Source organism: Bradyrhizobium sp. CCBAU 53421 (assembly GCF_015291625.1).
Classification (GTDB): Bacteria; Pseudomonadota; Alphaproteobacteria; order Rhizobiales; family Xanthobacteraceae; genus Bradyrhizobium.
In genome coordinates this window covers 7,443,137-7,459,094 of sequence record NZ_CP030047.1, presented here as the reverse complement: position 1 = coordinate 7,459,094, position 15,958 = coordinate 7,443,137, and the positions used below count along the sequence as shown (strand labels likewise).

General features: G+C 58.6%; 12 protein-coding genes and 2 pseudogenes. 8 read left to right on the top strand and 6 right to left on the bottom strand.

Features of this window, described 5'->3' with window-relative positions; genetic code table 11:
• Nucleotides 1-2 precede the first annotated feature (2 nt).
• The 5 genes from trpD to XH92_RS34925 form a co-directional block, all read right to left on the bottom strand.
• Nucleotides 3-1,010 (bottom strand): anthranilate phosphoribosyltransferase, encoded by a 1,008-nt coding sequence (gene trpD / locus XH92_RS34945; protein WP_194456185.1) that lies wholly within the window; start codon nucleotides 1,008-1,010, stop codon nucleotides 3-5.
• A gap of 195 nt (nucleotides 1,011-1,205) precedes the next feature.
• Nucleotides 1,206-1,571 (bottom strand): hypothetical protein, encoded by a 366-nt coding sequence (locus tag XH92_RS34940; RefSeq protein WP_194456184.1) that lies wholly within the window; start codon nucleotides 1,569-1,571, stop codon nucleotides 1,206-1,208.
• Between the two features lie 25 nt (nucleotides 1,572-1,596).
• Nucleotides 1,597-3,204: an acyl-CoA carboxylase subunit beta gene (locus tag XH92_RS34935; RefSeq protein ID WP_194456183.1), complete on the bottom strand. Its 1,608-nt coding sequence runs from the start codon at nucleotides 3,202-3,204 to the stop codon at nucleotides 1,597-1,599.
• Nucleotide 3,205: 1 nt separating this feature from the next.
• Nucleotides 3,206-3,709: a biotin/lipoyl-containing protein gene (locus XH92_RS34930; RefSeq protein WP_194456182.1), complete on the bottom strand. Its 504-nt coding sequence runs from the start codon at nucleotides 3,707-3,709 to the stop codon at nucleotides 3,206-3,208.
• 1 nt (nucleotide 3,710) lies between these two features.
• Entirely contained in the window at nucleotides 3,711-5,180 is a 1,470-nt protein-coding gene (locus XH92_RS34925) for an acetyl/propionyl/methylcrotonyl-CoA carboxylase subunit alpha (protein WP_194456181.1), read from the bottom strand.
• Nucleotides 5,181-6,027: 847 nt separating this feature from the next.
• Between XH92_RS34925 and XH92_RS34920 the strand changes: the two genes are divergently transcribed.
• From XH92_RS34920 to XH92_RS34905, 5 genes and pseudogenes are all read left to right on the top strand, one after another.
• Nucleotides 6,028-6,246, top strand: coding sequence for a hypothetical protein (locus XH92_RS34920; RefSeq protein ID WP_194456180.1), 219 nt, complete (start codon nucleotides 6,028-6,030; stop codon nucleotides 6,244-6,246).
• A 1,982-nt stretch (nucleotides 6,247-8,228) separates the two neighbouring features.
• Nucleotides 8,229-8,399 carry a hypothetical protein gene (locus XH92_RS34915; protein ID WP_194456179.1) on the top strand — a complete coding sequence of 57 codons (171 nt, stop codon included), beginning with the start codon at nucleotides 8,229-8,231 and terminating at the stop codon, nucleotides 8,397-8,399.
• 960 nt (nucleotides 8,400-9,359) lie between these two features.
• Nucleotides 9,360-10,193 carry a YopT-type cysteine protease domain-containing protein gene (locus XH92_RS34910; RefSeq protein WP_194456178.1) on the top strand — a complete coding sequence of 278 codons (834 nt, stop codon included), beginning with the start codon at nucleotides 9,360-9,362 and terminating at the stop codon, nucleotides 10,191-10,193.
• Between the two features lie 918 nt (nucleotides 10,194-11,111).
• A pseudogene (locus tag XH92_RS44005) lies at nucleotides 11,112-11,298 on the top strand (ISL3 family transposase); the annotation flags it as partial.
• A gap of 368 nt (nucleotides 11,299-11,666) precedes the next feature.
• A complete protein-coding gene (locus XH92_RS34905; RefSeq protein ID WP_194456177.1) occupies nucleotides 11,667-11,858 on the top strand; it encodes a hypothetical protein in 192 nt (63 codons plus the stop codon).
• 382 nt (nucleotides 11,859-12,240) lie between these two features.
• Here the strand turns inward: XH92_RS34905 and XH92_RS44000 are convergent.
• Nucleotides 12,241-12,717 (bottom strand): annotated as a pseudogene (locus XH92_RS44000) (ATP-binding protein); the annotation flags it as partial.
• A gap of 89 nt (nucleotides 12,718-12,806) precedes the next feature.
• Here XH92_RS44000 and XH92_RS34900 point away from each other — a divergent pair.
• From XH92_RS34900 to XH92_RS34890, 3 genes are all read left to right on the top strand, one after another.
• Complete coding sequence (locus XH92_RS34900; protein ID WP_194456176.1) at nucleotides 12,807-13,202, top strand: transposase; 396 nt, start codon at nucleotides 12,807-12,809, stop codon at nucleotides 13,200-13,202.
• Nucleotides 13,199-13,543 carry an IS66 family insertion sequence element accessory protein TnpB gene (gene tnpB / locus XH92_RS34895; RefSeq protein ID WP_194456175.1) on the top strand — a complete coding sequence of 115 codons (345 nt, stop codon included), beginning with the start codon at nucleotides 13,199-13,201 and terminating at the stop codon, nucleotides 13,541-13,543. The genes XH92_RS34900 and tnpB overlap by 4 nt, the downstream gene beginning before the upstream one ends.
• 74 nt (nucleotides 13,544-13,617) lie before the next feature.
• Nucleotides 13,618-15,222 carry an IS66 family transposase gene (locus XH92_RS34890; protein WP_194456174.1) on the top strand — a complete coding sequence of 535 codons (1,605 nt, stop codon included), beginning with the start codon at nucleotides 13,618-13,620 and terminating at the stop codon, nucleotides 15,220-15,222.
• Nucleotides 15,223-15,958 lie beyond the last annotated feature (736 nt).

The following is a 15,958-nucleotide window of genomic DNA, read 5'->3' as shown; positions in this document are numbered from 1 at the left end:
TGTCACGCATTGGAAACCGTGATCAGGCGCTTAAGACGAGTGGCCGCGGCGCCGCGATCAAGCGACTCTTTCCCAAGTGCAACGCCTTCCTGCAGCGTTGAGGCCTGGCCGGCTACAATCAAAGCGGCCGCCGCATTCAAAAGCGCGGCATCTCGAAATCGACTTGGTGCGCCATCAAGCATGCTTTGCAGCGCGGCGGCATCGGCATCGTCGCCTTCCAGCGCCTCCTTGCTGCAGCGGCGGAGCCCGGCTTCTTCCGGCGTCACTTCGAAGGTGCGGACTGTATCCGCCTCAAGCGCGGCAACAAAGGTTTGGCCGGTAAGTGTTATTTCGTCGAGTCCGTCCGAGCCATGAACCACCCATACCGATTCCGCACCAAGGTTCTTCAATACATACGCCAAAGGCTGGACCCATTCGCGAGAGAATACTCCGATCATGTGCCGCTTGACCCTGGCCGGATTGGACAGAGGCTCGATTAGATTGAAAATCGTGTGGGTCCCAAGTGCGGTCCGAATCTGGCCAACGCGCTGCATCGCCGGATAATGGGGCGCCGCAAACATGAAGCCGATGCCAGCTTCGTGCACGCAACGCACAACCGCCTCAGGCTCAAGATCGATCTTCACGCCGAGGCGCGCCAACACGTCTGCGGCACACGAACCAGAGGACGCAACGCGGTTGGCGTTCTTGACAACAGGAACGCCGGCCCCGGCAACGATAAAGGAGGCGCATGTCGACACGTTAACCGACCACATGGAGCCGTCGCTCGTGCCGGTGATATCGATGGGATCGCATGCCGCCTCGACCTGCGGCATTCTATCCCGAATCGCCGAGGCTGCACCGGTAACTTCTTCGACCGTTTCGCCGCGGACCCGCATTCCCATCAACAAGCCGCCGATCTGCGAAGGGGTCGCGTGTCCCGACATCATGCTGTCGAAGGCTAACGCGGTTTCCTCACGCGTCAGAATGGCGCCGCTGGCAACTTTGCCAATGATCGATTTGAGCGCTTCCATCGAACTTTCCAGGATCCGTGTCCAAAGCTGAGGCTCGTCCGTTCAACGGTGTTTTCGTTGAAGAGACATGACATTGGTGCATCGAAGCAGCTGCCTGCCGCCCAACCTGAGCGGCTGATACTTCATTGACCCGTGCGTATCGGTTGGTTGGGTGCGGGGCCCTCGGGGAGGCTACAACCTGACGCTACGTGAGGGTCAAGCTCTCCATTTTATGGTGCTGTCAGGACAGCTCATCGGCCGATCAGAACAGTGCAGGCGCGTGGACGCCAGCGCCAACGTAAATGTCTCGCGCCGGTGGTTGCCGCGGCTGTCTCTTGAGCGCGGTGTTCCGATCCGGTCCACGGAAGCCTTCGGCCTGCGGGCGCCGCGTCGTCGAGCGTTGAAGCGAGCTTCCATGACCTGTTTCGGGTCGAAGCCCGACCTCATGGCTACCAGAAAGTAACCGGCCAGATTGCAGGTGAAGGTGCACAGAACGTCACGAACACCATGCTCTACTGCTTTCACGGATCGGCCGTCATCGAACTCTACCTGCTGACGGTTGCGGAAGGTGGTATATCTCAAGCTGCATCTCGTGTTCGGTCCTGCTTTACAGCCGGAATACGCCATACTGCGGCGCGTCGATCGGCGCATTGAGCGAAGCGCTCAATGCAATTGCGAGGGCGGTTCTGGTGTCGACAGGATCCAGGATGCCGTCGTCCCAGATTTCGGAGGTCGCATAATAGGCGCTGGATCGTTCGTGATATTCTTCAAGAAGTGGCTCTCGAATGGCTGCCAGTTCCTGCTCGGAGAGACGTCCGCCCGCGCGAGCCAACTGTCGCGCCTTGACGTGGGTGAGAACGCCTGCGGCCTGCTCGGCGCCCATCGCGGATATCTGGGAATTAGGCCAGCTGAACACAAATCGAGGATCAAACGCGCGTCCCGACATAGCGTAAGTTCCCGCGCCGTGCGAGCTATTGCAAACGATCGTAAACTTTGGCACGGACGCTCCGGATACTGCCATGATCAGCTTAGCGCCGTCCTTGGTAATCCCACGCCGCTCATATTCGCGGCCAACCATGAAGCCCGTGACATTCTGCAGGAAGAGCAGGGGCGTCCGATTCTTGTCGCATAATTGGATGAAATGAGCGCCCTTCAGCGAGCTATCGCTGAACAGCACGCCATTATTGGCAAGGATCCCGACTTGATATCCATGAAGCCGCGCAAAGCCACACACAAGTGACGTGCCAAAACGCGGCTGGTACTCATGAAATCGGCTGCCATCGACCAGGCGAGCGATGATCTCTCGCATGTCGAACTGCGCTCGGGCGTCCTTTGGAATGATACCGTAGAGTTCGGAAGCACTGTAGGTGGGGGGCTCAGGAGCCACTCGATCGATCCAAGTCTTCGCCGGTTGGCGGAACCGAGCGACGACGTCGCGGGCAATCGCAATTGCATGCATCTCGGAGCTTGCGACGTAATCACTGGTGCCCGACACGTTGGTATGCATGAGGGCGCCGCCCAGATCTTCGGCCGACACGTGTTCCCCGGTGGCAGCCTTTACGACCGGGGGGCCGCCGAGAAAAATCGCTCCCGTACCTTCGACCATAATGTTGTATTCACTAAGCGCGGGGACGTAGGCCCCTGCCGCGGTGCAGTGGCCCATGACGATGGCGACCTGCGGCACTCCCATCTTCGAGAGAATGGATTGATTCCGGAGTATTCGACCGGCGTGGTAGCGATCCGCAAAGAATTCCGCCTGCAAAGGCAGAAACCCGCCGGCGCAGTCGCACAGATGAATCACCGGCAGACGGTTCTCGATGGCGATATCCAGGGCCCGCACAATCTTCTTGACCGAGAGCGGATACCATGCGCCGCTTTTCACGCTGGCATCGTCGGCATGAACAATCACCTCCCGACCCGCCACAATGCCGATGCCTACGACCTGCGCGGCGCTGGGCACCTCGCCATCATATGCCTTGTTGGCGGCCAGCGTGGAAAGCTCCAGGAACGGAGTTTCCGGATCGAGCAAGGCTGCGAGTCGCTCGCGAACAAACAGTTTGTTCTGTCGACGCAGTCGCTCGAAGTCCCGTTCAGGCCGGTGGAAGCGGGCAGCGCGTTGCCGTTCCTTCAATTCGGCCGCAAGCTGTCTGTTATGGAAATCATTGCGGCGAAACGCCTGCGAGTTAACGTCCGCTACGGAACCGATCCGCTGCATTTCAGCGCCCTTCTTCGGACAGCGTGACCAGCACAGCGTCATGCTCGAAGCTTTCGCCTTCCTTGACGTGAATCCGATCGACGATGCCGTCCTGCGGTGAGTGTATGATCGTCTCCAGCTTCATGCTCTCAATCATCATCAGCGCCATTCCCGCCGAGACTGATTGGCCAGGCGAAACGGTAGTCGCAACAACTACGCCAGGCATCGGCGCACGGGCGATTAGAGGGCGTGTTTCGTCATTCGCGGTAGTGAGCGCTCGCAATGGGTCGTTGTAGTGCACAATGCGGGTTCTGCCGCGTATATGCAGGTGAATCAGGTCGCCATCAATGGCGAACCTGACCGGTTCGCGTTCCCCCGCAATGGTCAGGATGCCGCTACTCTCACTGTGCTGCGTGAACGCGACGGGGGCAATTACTTGGTCGCGCAAATGGAGCCGGTAGCCCTGCTGGCTGGTTGAAAGCCATAGCCTATGGTCTACGCGGTCGACCTCGAATGAGTGATACACGTCAATTTCTCCAGCTGCCGAATGCTGTGTGAAGCTCGGGCACGGCGTCGGCGGAAGCACGCACCGGTCTCGTCAGCAGAGCGGCGGATGCCAGGAACGCAGACAATCCGGTAGCAAAATTGTCCGCTGCAAGATGCGGGTTTTCTTCAAGGTATCCCGTATGAAGCTGACCGCCGAGAAATGCCTCGTCGGCTAGGATCCGGGCGAGCAAGCTTGCATTGGTCTCACACCCAAGTAGAACAAGTGCTCGAATCGCACGGTGGGCTTTCATAGCAGCTTCTATGCGGCTTGGTGCATGCACGATGATCTTTGCAAGCATCGGATCGAACTCCGGCGTGATGTGCTGACCCAGCATGATGCCGCTATCGATCCGTACGCCGTCCGGATACTCGAGAAGAAGTACTTTGCCAGTGGTTGGGACGTATCCGCGTTCGGGAGCCTCCGCGTACAGCCTAAGCTCGATCGCATGCCCGTTCGAAGCAATATCGGATTGCGAAAGCGCGAGTTCGCGGCCCGCTGCGGCATAAACCTGTTCGGCGATCAGGTCGACGCCAGTGACCATCTCGGTCACTGGGTGCTCGACTTGAAGGCGGGTATTCATTTCGAGAAAGTAGAAGTCGCCTTCGCTGAGAATGAACTCAACCGTTCCAGCATTTTGATATTGCGCCGCACGGGCGATGCCGACCGCGGCGTCGCAAATGCGCGTCCGCAATTCTGGTGATAACGCGGGCGAGGGCGTCTCCTCTATGATCTTCTGGAAGCGGCGCTGCACCGAACACTCACGCTCGAAGAGATGGACTAGGTTACCGAAGGCGTCACCCAACACCTGTACTTCGATGTGCCGCGGCATTTCGAGATATCGTTCGACATAAAGTCGGCCATCTCCAAAGCAGCGACGCGCTTCACTGCGCGCCTGCTCGATAGCTGCTTCCAGTGCATCTGGGTCGCGGACAATCCGCATGCCCTTGCCCCCACCGCCCCCTGTCGGCTTCACCAGCAAAGGATATCCAACAGCTTGCGCTCTCGAAACGAATGTCGGCGGATCATCTTCTTCGATGGCGCAGGGAAGGACTGGAAAGCCGTTACGCTGAACGAAATTGCGGGCCCGGATCTTGTCCCCCATGAGCTCGATGGTTTCCGGAGCAGGCCCGATGAAGGTAATACCTGCCTTGATCACAGTCCTGGCGAACTCCGCACTCTCGGAAAGCAATCCATAACCCGGATGCAGTGCCCCGGCATTCGCCTTGCGAGCGGCAGCGATGATTTGCGCAATGTCCAGATAGCTCGCCACCGGCGTGCGGCCGCTAATCGGAATCGCCAAGTCGGCCATGGAGACGGCCGGGGTCAGGGCGTCTACCTCGTGGTAGGCAATCGCAGAACGGAGTCCAAGCTTCCGTAACGTTTTGATGATTCGTGCAGCTATCTCGCCCCTATTGGCGATTAGAACCGTATCGAAGGGTAATTTGTGCATTCGCCTATCCGAACAAGCACTGTGGGCCAGAGCTTCTGTCAGTTGTAACCGATTGGTACGACTTTCGACGGCCCGCGCTTGATCGCCTGCCTTGGAGGAAGATCAGGCTTGATCCATTTCTGAATGTGAGCTCGCACGCTCACGGCCGGGGATCCCTCACTTTGAGTCACTGTTCTTCTTGCCAGTATCTCGAACGGAGATCACGTAGCGACACTGCTGGCTGAGGCTCGCTTGTTTTGATCGGAGACAAGACGCAATGGCGGCACGATCAGGTATGTGGCTGCTGCACAGGCGGAACACGTCCTCCATGCAAGCCTCCTTCTCCTCCGCGGTCGGCGCTTGATCGCGCGCATTTACCTGTCCGGGGATTGCGGCTGTCATTGCGACAGCAAGAGCGATAGCGCGATAGTTGGCATTGAGAAGCGAAGCCAAACGAAGTCGTTGGTTTTGACTCATGATATCCATTCAAGTCGGTGTTGCAGCGGTTGTTGTTCGGCGCCAAACGCAAGATGACCTGACGACCGAAAAATGGGCCCGGACGCGCGGTTCTCATTATCTGTCAGGAAGCGTCGAGATTGTCGAAGGTGGTTCTCACTTGTCGAGGATCGTACAATCTGACGCAACGAGCGATTCAAGCCCCTTCGTGGGCCCAATCGTGTGAAGATGTTGGAATGTGCATATTCCGTCTTAGGCGAACGCCTGTGCGAGGGACGTCGGATGAAACAGTGTACGCAGTATTGCTGGGCGGCGCCTGGGCATCGCACGCCGGCGTAGCCAACGAGATGAGCATCGCTGTTACGTAATTGTACGTAGCGCGCTTGTCGCATTTCTTTGATCTGAAAAATGCATGCTCACCGACATGAATCCGAAAAGTAAACTCTACGAGCCCCATCACTGGCGAGGCCGTGCGGAAGCAACGCGAAAGAAGGCGGAAGCACTCGCTTACGGCAAATCCAGAGATAGGCTTCTTAAGATTGCCATCGAATACGACAAGCTGGCTCTGCGTGCCCAGGACTGGCGGGCGCGCATAAACGAGAACGATACGTTGTCCGATTATGAGTTGTAAGGGATCGCTGCGCTTCAACCACCTCCCCGGGCATACCGGTTCGCAATTTCATTCGTGGAGCAAAGGCCGCTCGGCGCGCGTGGCGCCGAGTCAATTGCAAGTCTGTACGCCGGATGAGCCGAGACGTACGGCGGGGCGTCAGATCTCGGGGGAGAGGGGACGAGGTGGCCGCGTGCAACATGTTGATATGACGGCCTGCTCCTGTCGCGATGGGATCGGAACGCCGCCGAGTCTGGCGACGCGATCGCTGTCGCCATTCTTGCGCTGGCTTCACAAAGCACGTTTGCGGCCTTTTGCGCATCTGGGCGCGGGTAATAGCCGATGTCAGCCGGCATGCTGGCGGGTCATGTCAGTCCGCCGATTCGAGGCGTTGTCCTGTTATCTCCGCCTATTTCGTTTGCGTCGCGAGAGAGCCGCATGTCGTGTCTAGGTAATCCGCCAGGTGTTGACTTGAACCAAGTCAAGGAAAGAGATTTCCACTGCCAGACTGGCGGTGTACCTGCTTCATCCTCCGCACGATTCGATCGGAACAGTCGCGGCATACGAGTGGTCGAAGAGCGCTCGTGTGCCGCACTATTTGTCAAGACATCGCCCTCGATTCGTTTTCGCTCATAGGAGCGCTGCGACGATCCAGCAGATACCGGCCCAGAGCAGCGCGTTTAGGAGCAGGCCGACCAGTGGCCACAGGTTCCATTTCGTTTGCGTCGGCCAAGATCCGCAATCAGCGCCATACTGCTTGATCATGGGCTGCTTTGGTGTGCGCCAGTGCATCATTCATCCCACGATGCGCTGGCCCACGGAAGCAGGCTCGCGTTTGGATGTCTCGTATCACTCATGAGTTTCGCGGTCTTCCTTCAAGGGCTCGAGTGTCAGAATTCCGTTCGTATCGTCGCTCAGACGAAGAACCCTGCGAATTGCCGGCCTGCCTAGAGCTGCAGCGTTCCGGACAACACAAATAGCCCGTCGTGAATTGACGACCGATGGCGCGTCCTGTTCGCATCGTTTTCTTGACCGCAGCAATCAGCATGCCACGAACGGAGATGTACCGGCGCCGCTTTGACAATAGAAAAATGCCATTTGTCGCGTTCAGCGCCATGGTCTAGCTGCCCTTAGTCGAATTCGCGACACCGATGTCTGAAAGCAAACGACAGTAGGTCCGTCGCAAGCGACATACGACGACAATGTCGTCCGAAAGATCGCCGTTGATCGCGGTTCAGCCTGAGGCAGCAAGCCAAGTTAGTCGTCTTCGCTGACCGCTAGCTGACGAAGAGCCGCTTAGATGGAAGAAAAGCGTTGAGATGTTGGCAGTTCACTTAATGACATGTTGGCTCAGCCGTCTGCGGCTCCGATGCGAACTGGTTTGAGTTTGCGCTCTTACAGCCTGATCACGGTCACATAGATGACGCATTGGCACTGTTTCAGACCACGAGAAGCGAGTGCTGCGAGCTATCGAGGACCCACATGACGGCGCGGACCGAGGCGCCGTCCCGTTCGAATCATAGTGGCGGCAGAGCGTGCGCGGCTTTCGAGCCATAATGGAATCTACAAGCAGGTATCACATGCGATCAAATGGAGCCGCCGGGATGACGATCGGTCCATCGTCGATGAGTTGATGGGCCATGATCGGCCTCGACCCATTTCATATGGTCAAGCACATCACCAGCTGATCTGCACGGGCAGGGCAATGAATACTTGTTTGGACGTGCTAAGGCTCAAGAGCCGACCTGCCTGCAGGCCGGCGCTGTTCGGCGAAGAGAGCCCAAGCCTGCCAGCATAGATGAGCAAGATGGCCCACGCGAGGCTCGACGTGGTGACGAAGTCGTCCACCGGGTCTGCCCGTCGGGTCAACCATGGGTGTGTAACTGGCCGATTCGTATCGAGCGGATCGTGCGCGGCCTGGCAATCAAGGGGCAATGAGCGTGTCCGTCGTGTCCTAAAACGCGATATGAGCGTTCGTAAACCAAGAATTAGGAGAGCAAGTGATGATGGACATCTGCGTATTTCTCGGCAGATGGTTCGCTGAAGAGTGGTTTTGGAACGCCGGGGTGAGGACCGAGCTGGCGCCGGTTGATCAGTTGCCAGACAACGTCATCTACGTCGACTTCAAAGCAATCCGCGAGGCAAAGGAGGGGACGTGCGAGCGCAGATCATAGAGAAGCTTGAGGCTGGCCGGGTAAAATACGGGCAGTTCGCCAGCGTTCCTGGATCAGGCCCTTGCGGCCTGTTTCTTGTGCAGGGGCCCTGCGGGTGTGAACTCAAGATCAGTGGATTAGTTCGTCCTACCTGGGAGCACGTCGCTGTCTCGACGGCGCGGCGTTGTCCAAACTGGGAAGAGATGTGCTTCGTAAAAGACCTGTTTTGGGATGAAGAGGAGTGCGTGATGCAATTGCATCCGCCTCTTTCGCAATATGTGAATAACAGTCGGTATTGCCTGCACCTGTGGAAACCTACTTATCGGGACATCCCAACGCCGCCGCCGAGCTTTGTAGGCATAGTTGGGCTAGGACCGTCCGAAGCAGCAATGTTATTTGCACGGATGAGCGCGATAGCATGACGAGTTGCATCAATATCAGCTTGGAAGAGGGGCTGGGGCCAGCACAGAAATGTCGGTTCTGCGCCGCCGGAGGGCAGCGCGATTGCCGGACATGTCGGGCTTTTCTGCCAGTGGACAACGTGGGGAGGCTCAGCCGGCAATCCTGCTGCCGCGCAAGTGGCCGGTAAAGTTCACTGAATCGGCAAGATTTGTCTCATATGCATCACCGCGGCTACATTCATTGTGAGCGTGATGGGATTCGAATGAGTGTTTGGCGGCGTTCAAGCCAGTGCTTGTGGAAAGCCGCGTTGAACGTGGGGTAGGAGCAACAACGGAAGTCTTATCGAGGGCGGGCACCACCTCAAGCGGAACCGCGTGCTCGCAGTCCCAGCCATCCGCCTGGAACAGAGCTGGCGATCAAAACGGTGTGCCTGCAATAGGGGACATGAATCGATAACGTTTCCAAGCTTGCCGGCTCGTCAGGTTGTGGTCAGCTTGCGGCAATATCCTTCACAGGCAGCGCATGAGCATCCCGCACTCGCTCTGAGGAAACGTGCGCTTAAGAGGCAGGCGAGCCATCATGTATAATCGAGTGAGCGGACAATCCATAGGCTCCAATCGGGCTGATGTATCGGGTCAGTCGGTGGACAATGGCAGCTTCGCGCAAGCACTTACGGAATGCGCGCGACAGGAGAGCCTGTCAGATGGGGAGTTGCTCGACCAAATGGGGAGCTGCTGCAGCAGGCCACATACCTCAGAGACAAACGTTTACAGTCCAGACCCCTCCGACCCGAGCACATCCTCCCTGTCCTCCGATTCCAGTCCATCGTCTCCGGCGCGGCCGATCCATGCTCTGTTCGAATACAGGACCGCTGAATTGCCCGGGGCCAATGTCAACGGTATCTGCGTTGGTTTGGCAGCGGAGTGGCTACTCAATCTCCACAGCAGCCCCTCATCCAGAATGAGCGCTCTGCACCCAGGCACACCAAACCATGCCTCGGCGGCAGCGCGACAGCAGCGATATGCAGATATCAAGACTCTGCTGCGAAACGATGGGGCGCGAGGTTCTCACAACCTTCAGGCAAGAAGTACAATGCTGCATGAAGCGGGTTTGGAACCATCCGACGAACAGACGCGATATAAGTTTGGCTCATCTTCGCGCATTGCCGAGATAGTGAACGAAGTCACCGCCGATCCGTCGATCTTTTTGATCGGCTTGCGTTTCGCCGCAGGTGGCGCACACACAATCGCGACGTCGACATCGAATGGAATGACGACCCTCTTTGATCCTAATTATGGGGAGTTTACTGTTCGCTCAGGTCAGATGGGTGAGGTGTTCAAAAGTCTTGCCGAGCGCTACAGGAACCCGAACCAACATGATATATCGACGGTTGTCACGCAAAGGGTGGCCTGAGCGTTCGGAGCTTTCACCAATCCTGCCGAGATCTCCGTCGTTCCCGGCGCGAAAACGATGGAGACGGAGAATCAGGACGTCGCGTTTAGGGGCAAGCGGATGTGGGCTCCGAGTCTGCCGCTTCAGCGTACGGCAACGCGCTGAGATGAGGCCACGCTGACGGTGTGGAGATGTTAGAGGTTCGCTTGATGAAGGGCCGATCTCGTCGAGCGAGAACTTGTGCATTCTTTGCGTGCGGGCGTTGGTAGCGGCAATGCGGGCGGAATGTGAGGAGCTTTGCCACAGCGTCATATGCTGGCGCGGGTGCGGTTGACCCGCGATCTGGATTGTCCATGATCGCTTCATCATGTGCATGCCAGCATTTGTCTGTCAGCGTGTTGAGCACCAGATTGCGAAGGAACCCCGCCCTAGATCATCCGCAGCTTCATTACGTCCATGTGAAGGGGCTGGCGAGCGTCATCATCGAGAATTCGTGCTCGGGCACGCCGTGAAGCATTCGGATAGTTTTACGACCTGCGAGCCGCGGACGTCTTCGGCAGCAACCGTCAGGTCGCCGTGGCCTCTGGTGTGAAGGCGCATTCCGTTTTGAGAAACCATAGATGGCCTGGCACTACGCCTCGTGTGTCAGGTGCCGATCGACGAACGTCAGCGACCTCTCTAAACCCGTGCCCGGATGCATCTGGCACGGTCTTGCTTGCTTATCCATAGCGGCCATTTGCCAAGCGTGACCAATCTGCCTCTGTTCGGAGGCGCAGCAACCAGTGGCTGTCCCAGCCCCTTGGCGTGGTGCATCGAGGTCGGACTCTATCGTCCATCACTCGGTTTAGCGCTCGGCGGTCGACCGGCAGGAGGCTTCCCTAAACGGCCAAGTGCTGCCGGGAGAAGGCGCCGACCTGCAGCGGCCGACCGAAAGGCTGACGCGCGGAACATTCAGAAGGGTCGATTGCCAGAACGATGTCGCGAAGGATGGCGGCAAATCGAGCGGCGGTCGCTTTGACCCGCAGTCCAATAGACAGACTGAGCATCAGATCGGCGTCCCAGCCTCGTCAGAAGCCAAGTGTACGGTCGAGGGAAAATCGATCTGCTTCAAGCTCGGCTGATTGGTCCAGAAATATCGTCGCCAAAGCTCCGTTCCGGGCATGCTCGGCGACGGAGTGGAAAACATCTCAGCGTCAGTAGCGGCTAGCGGCGCTGCGCTTGTTCGGAAAGGGAGGCCTCGCGAGATGCCGCTCAGAAACCGGCCCGCGCCCTGAGCGTTTCGCGATGCCGGCCGCGATGATGGCAAACCCAGCCACGCATCAACATCTTTCGACGCGCCTTCTCAATCGTACAACGGCCGGCTAGATGGTGTGTCCAGTGATCCTTTACAGACCAGCGCCTGGCACTCGCTCCGTTCGGAAGGTGTGAGCTGTGGCTCGTTTGCACTAGGCGCGGATCTGTAGGAACGTTAGAGATTTTCGTGAGCGAGGCACGATGAGTGGCGTTGGATATCAGATTTATTCGAGAAGCGGCAACGGTGCTATCCGGGTCGTTGTTTCCTCCGCAAAGCAAGCTGTCGCCAAGGCAAATGAACTCGCCGAATCTGGAAACGAGATCCTGATCAAGGACCTTGCCGGCAGGGTCCTCGACACGGCGACGATCGTTGAACTCGCCGCGTGCGAATAGATTGCTTGTCCCGGCATCGGTGGTTCGGCGGTTATGAGACAAAACTGTTCGTTCCACATATTCGTGGGAACGCCTGTGGGCCGGAAGGATCGGAACCTCTTCGCCAACGCTTCAATCTCGGGCCGATTAGTCAATGAAGGCAGCTCGGTCTGGAAATCGAGAACCGATCAATCCGCCAACCAGGTGCAAGAACCAGACTGTTGACAACATCCAGAAGCTTGCTCCGCCGTATCTCGCGAGCCGTCCGAAATTGGCGATGCCCGGGTGCACGGATTGAAGAGGTTCTTGAGCGATCGGCCTTGAGCCATCGTCCACGACGACGAGACGACCGTTTGACGCGCCCCGGCCTTCCTGTGGTCGTGCGGCGACTCAGAACGTCCAATCACGACATGGCTTTCCTATGCAGCGGCAGAGTGAATTGAAGCGCCGCAGCGGGCTCCGACTTGCGGACAAATGACAGACGCCCTCCGTGCGCCTCCATGATTGAACGGCGGATCGAAAGTCCCATTCCAGACCGCTTGATTTAGTGGTGAAGAACCAAGACGCGGTCCGTATCATCCTCAGCGATTCCGACGCCACAGTGAGCCACACTAAGCTGCACGTATTCTGCACTGTGGCTGAATGAGCGAATGACGGGATAGATCAGATCGCGAAACGGAAGATGTGCAGCTAGCGTTGCTCGATGCTGCTGCCATTTCCGTGGTTCTGCCTCAACATCGCACGCAACGTCCCAACGAGCCAGGCCAATGAGCTCGGCGGCCAAGAGACCTGCAGCGCTCGCGTGTTCCGAAAGACGGGTGCACAGGTGATCCGGCCCGGTATCCCAGAGCCAGTCCGAGGCCGTTTCGGCGTAGTAGCGCAACGGAAGTTAGCGTGTAGGTCACCCCAGATAGCGGGTGGCGTTTGATTGTCAGAGAATCTCCTGGTGATTTGTTCCCAGGAGATCATATGAGCGAACATAGGTCTGACACTAAGAGCTTCGAAGTTATCATGGCGACACCTGAGCGGCTTTCGGTTAGTCCGGGGCGGAGCTACCGTACATGGTCGCGTGAAGAGAAGGAGCGGATCGTCGGGGAAACGTTCGCGCCGGGGGCGAACGTGTCGGCAATCGCGCGCGCTCACGGGCTTGATCCATCGCAGGTGTTTGCGTGGCGACGCAAGGCGCTGGCTTCGGGAATGGTCGCGCCGCTTTCGGAGCGAGCCCGACCGGTCAAGTTCGCGCGTTTTGAAGCCGTGGCGGGCGAGACGATGGAAATTGTGGTCGGCGATGTCGCGGTGCGCATCGGCAGCGACGTGGAGCCTGAGCGCCTTGCCGCGGTCATCCGGGCGGTTCGGCAGGCATGATCCCGGCAGGTGTTCAAGTTTACGTGGCCAGCACGCCGGTCGACTTCCGGAAGGGAGCGACCGGCTTGATGGCGCTGGTGCGAGATGGCGGTGCCGACCCATTCAGCGGGGCGCTATACGTGTTCCGTTCGAAAAGAGCGGACCGGATCAAGGCGGTTTGGTGGGACGGCAGCGGGGTCTGCCTGTTTGCCAAGACTCTCGAGGAGGCGAGGTTCTGCTGGCCGAAAATTGCGCCGACCCGGGTGCGGCTGAACCATGCACAGTTGCTCGCGCTGATTGACGGGCTGGACTGGACGAAGGTGCGTCCGGTGGTTGTGAAGCGCCCGCAATCGATGGGTTGATAACCTGCGGCGAATTGAATCGGGGCGCTGAAAGGTTTGGAAGATTGGCGGCGACTCTGCTGTGATGGACGGCGATGACGCCGCCCGTTGCAGAGCTTCCGACGACCCTTGCCGATGCCCATGCGCTGATCCTCGCCTTGGCGGCCGAGCGGCAGGCGATCGAGGCCGAGATTGCAACACTGACTGCGGCGAACGCCGATCTTGGCGCAATCAACCAGGCGGCTGACGCGCGGATCGTGGAGCTGACGGCGATCGTGAAGATGTTGGAGCGCACGCTTTATGGCACGCGCTCGGAACGTCTGCGCAGCGACAAGCCCAGCGATGAGCAGATCGCCTTCGTATTTGACGAGATCGCCACCGGCGTGGCGGCCATTGAAGCCGAACTGGCCAAGGCAGGCGGCAAGGACAAGCCGCAACGGGCGCCGCGGCCGAGCAAGGAGTTCGGCGCGCATCTGGAGCGGGTGGAGATCGTCGTCGAGCCCGAGGTGCCTCCGGGTTGCGAACGGCTGGAGAAGGTTCTGATCGGCGAGGACGTGTCGAAGCGCCTTGACGTGACGCCGGCGAAGTTCCGCCTGATCGTGACGCGGCGCCCGAAATACATCTATCGCAATCGCGACGGTGTAGTTCAGGCGCCGGCGCCTCCGCACCTGATCGAGAGTGGGCTTCCGACCGAAGCGCTTCTCGCCCAGATCGCGGTGGCCAAATATGCCGACGGGCTGCCGCTGTACCGGCAGGAGGCGATCTATGCGCGTGACGGTGTCGATCTCGACCGATCGCTGATGGCACAATGGATGGGCAAGGTCGGCTTCGAATTGCAGCCCTTGGCCGACTATGTGCTGGAGAAGATCAAGCAGGGCGAGCGGGTCTTCGCCGACGAGACGACCTTGCCGACGCTCGCTCCCGGATCCGGCAAGACGCAAAAGGCCTGGCTGTGGGCCTATGCGCGCGACGATCGGCCATTTGGTGGCAACGGTCCACCGATGGTCGCCTATCGCTTCGAGGACAGCCGCGCCGGCGAATGCGTCGAACGCCATCTGACAGGCTTTGCCGGCATCCTGCAGGTCGACGGCTATGCCGCCTATAATCGGCTCGCGAGGTCCGCGGGCGCCAATGAGGGCGTGACGCTGGCAGCCTGCTTTGCCCACGTCAGGAGGCGATTCTACGAGCTTCACGTCAACGAGAGCTCGCAGTTGGCGACACAGACCGTCACGACAATGGCCGGGCTTTGGGCGATCGAGGCCGACATCCGCGGCCAGGATCCTGCAACGCGGGTGCAAGCACGCCAGGAAAAGTCTGCCACCATCGTCAAAGCGCTGTTCGATCTGTGGGAGAAGGAGCTGCCTCGCCTGTCCGGCAAATCCAAACTCGCCGAGGCGATCCGCTATGCCACATCCAGGCGCACCGCTCTCGAGCGCTTCCTGAGCGACGGCCGCATCGAGCTCGACTCCAACACCGTCGAGCGCGCGATCCGGCCACAAACCATCACGAGAAAAAACGCGCTCTTCGCCGGGTCGCATGGCGGCGGCCGGACCTGGGCGACCATCGCCACGCTTCTGCAGACCGCGAAGATGAACGACGTCGACCCGCACGCCTGGCTCACACAAACTCTTGATCGGATCGCGAAGCGCTGGCCGATCACTCAGATCGATGCGCTCATGCCCTGGCACTTCAAACCCTGAACGGCCTCAGCTTGCCGCTTACCAACGGAATGTATGCGCCTCAGCGATATCGATCCCGGATCGAGTCCCCCGCCTGAACCAGGGATTGCGCGGAATGTTTAGGATGGCACCTCGGCCTGTTGTGCAGGCGTACCCCAGGTTAATTTAATGGTGAGCGATTGGCTGTGACGCGTTGATCCGCGGAAACAAGCTATGTCCGGACTGGTCGCCGCCCCAAGTCGTCGGCATCACCAGCTGGCCGCAGCTGGGTTACGGTCGCGAAAAAATAGAAACCCCTCTGCCTAAAACCGCTCTCATCCGGCTTTACGGGACCACTTGTGAGATTCGTGACCAATGTAGGAAAGTTGACGAAACGCAGGCGTGACAAGCCTCAGAATCAAGCGTTTTCAGTTGGCGCGCCGTTTGCTTCGTTCACGGCGTCAGAACTGATCGCTTCCAAGCAGCGGTTGGTCAGGAGGTTACCTATGTTGCGAGCTGAGGTAGAGCGATACGTCGAGTATCCCGCGAAACAGCGTCGTCTACTCTAAAATCTCAAACAGAACGCTATAGGTCTTCGACGTATGGAGACCAATTTGAGATACGCAGTCGGACTGCGTCCATAACCCCATAAGTCGCATACGCCTTCGTGTCCCAGCGGCGATGTCTGGCACCTGTTTGGATGCTTCCAGATATGTGTTCATAGAAGTCATTGTGAAGCTATGAAAAAAAGTCCAACGGTCCCGCGGATAAATGAAGC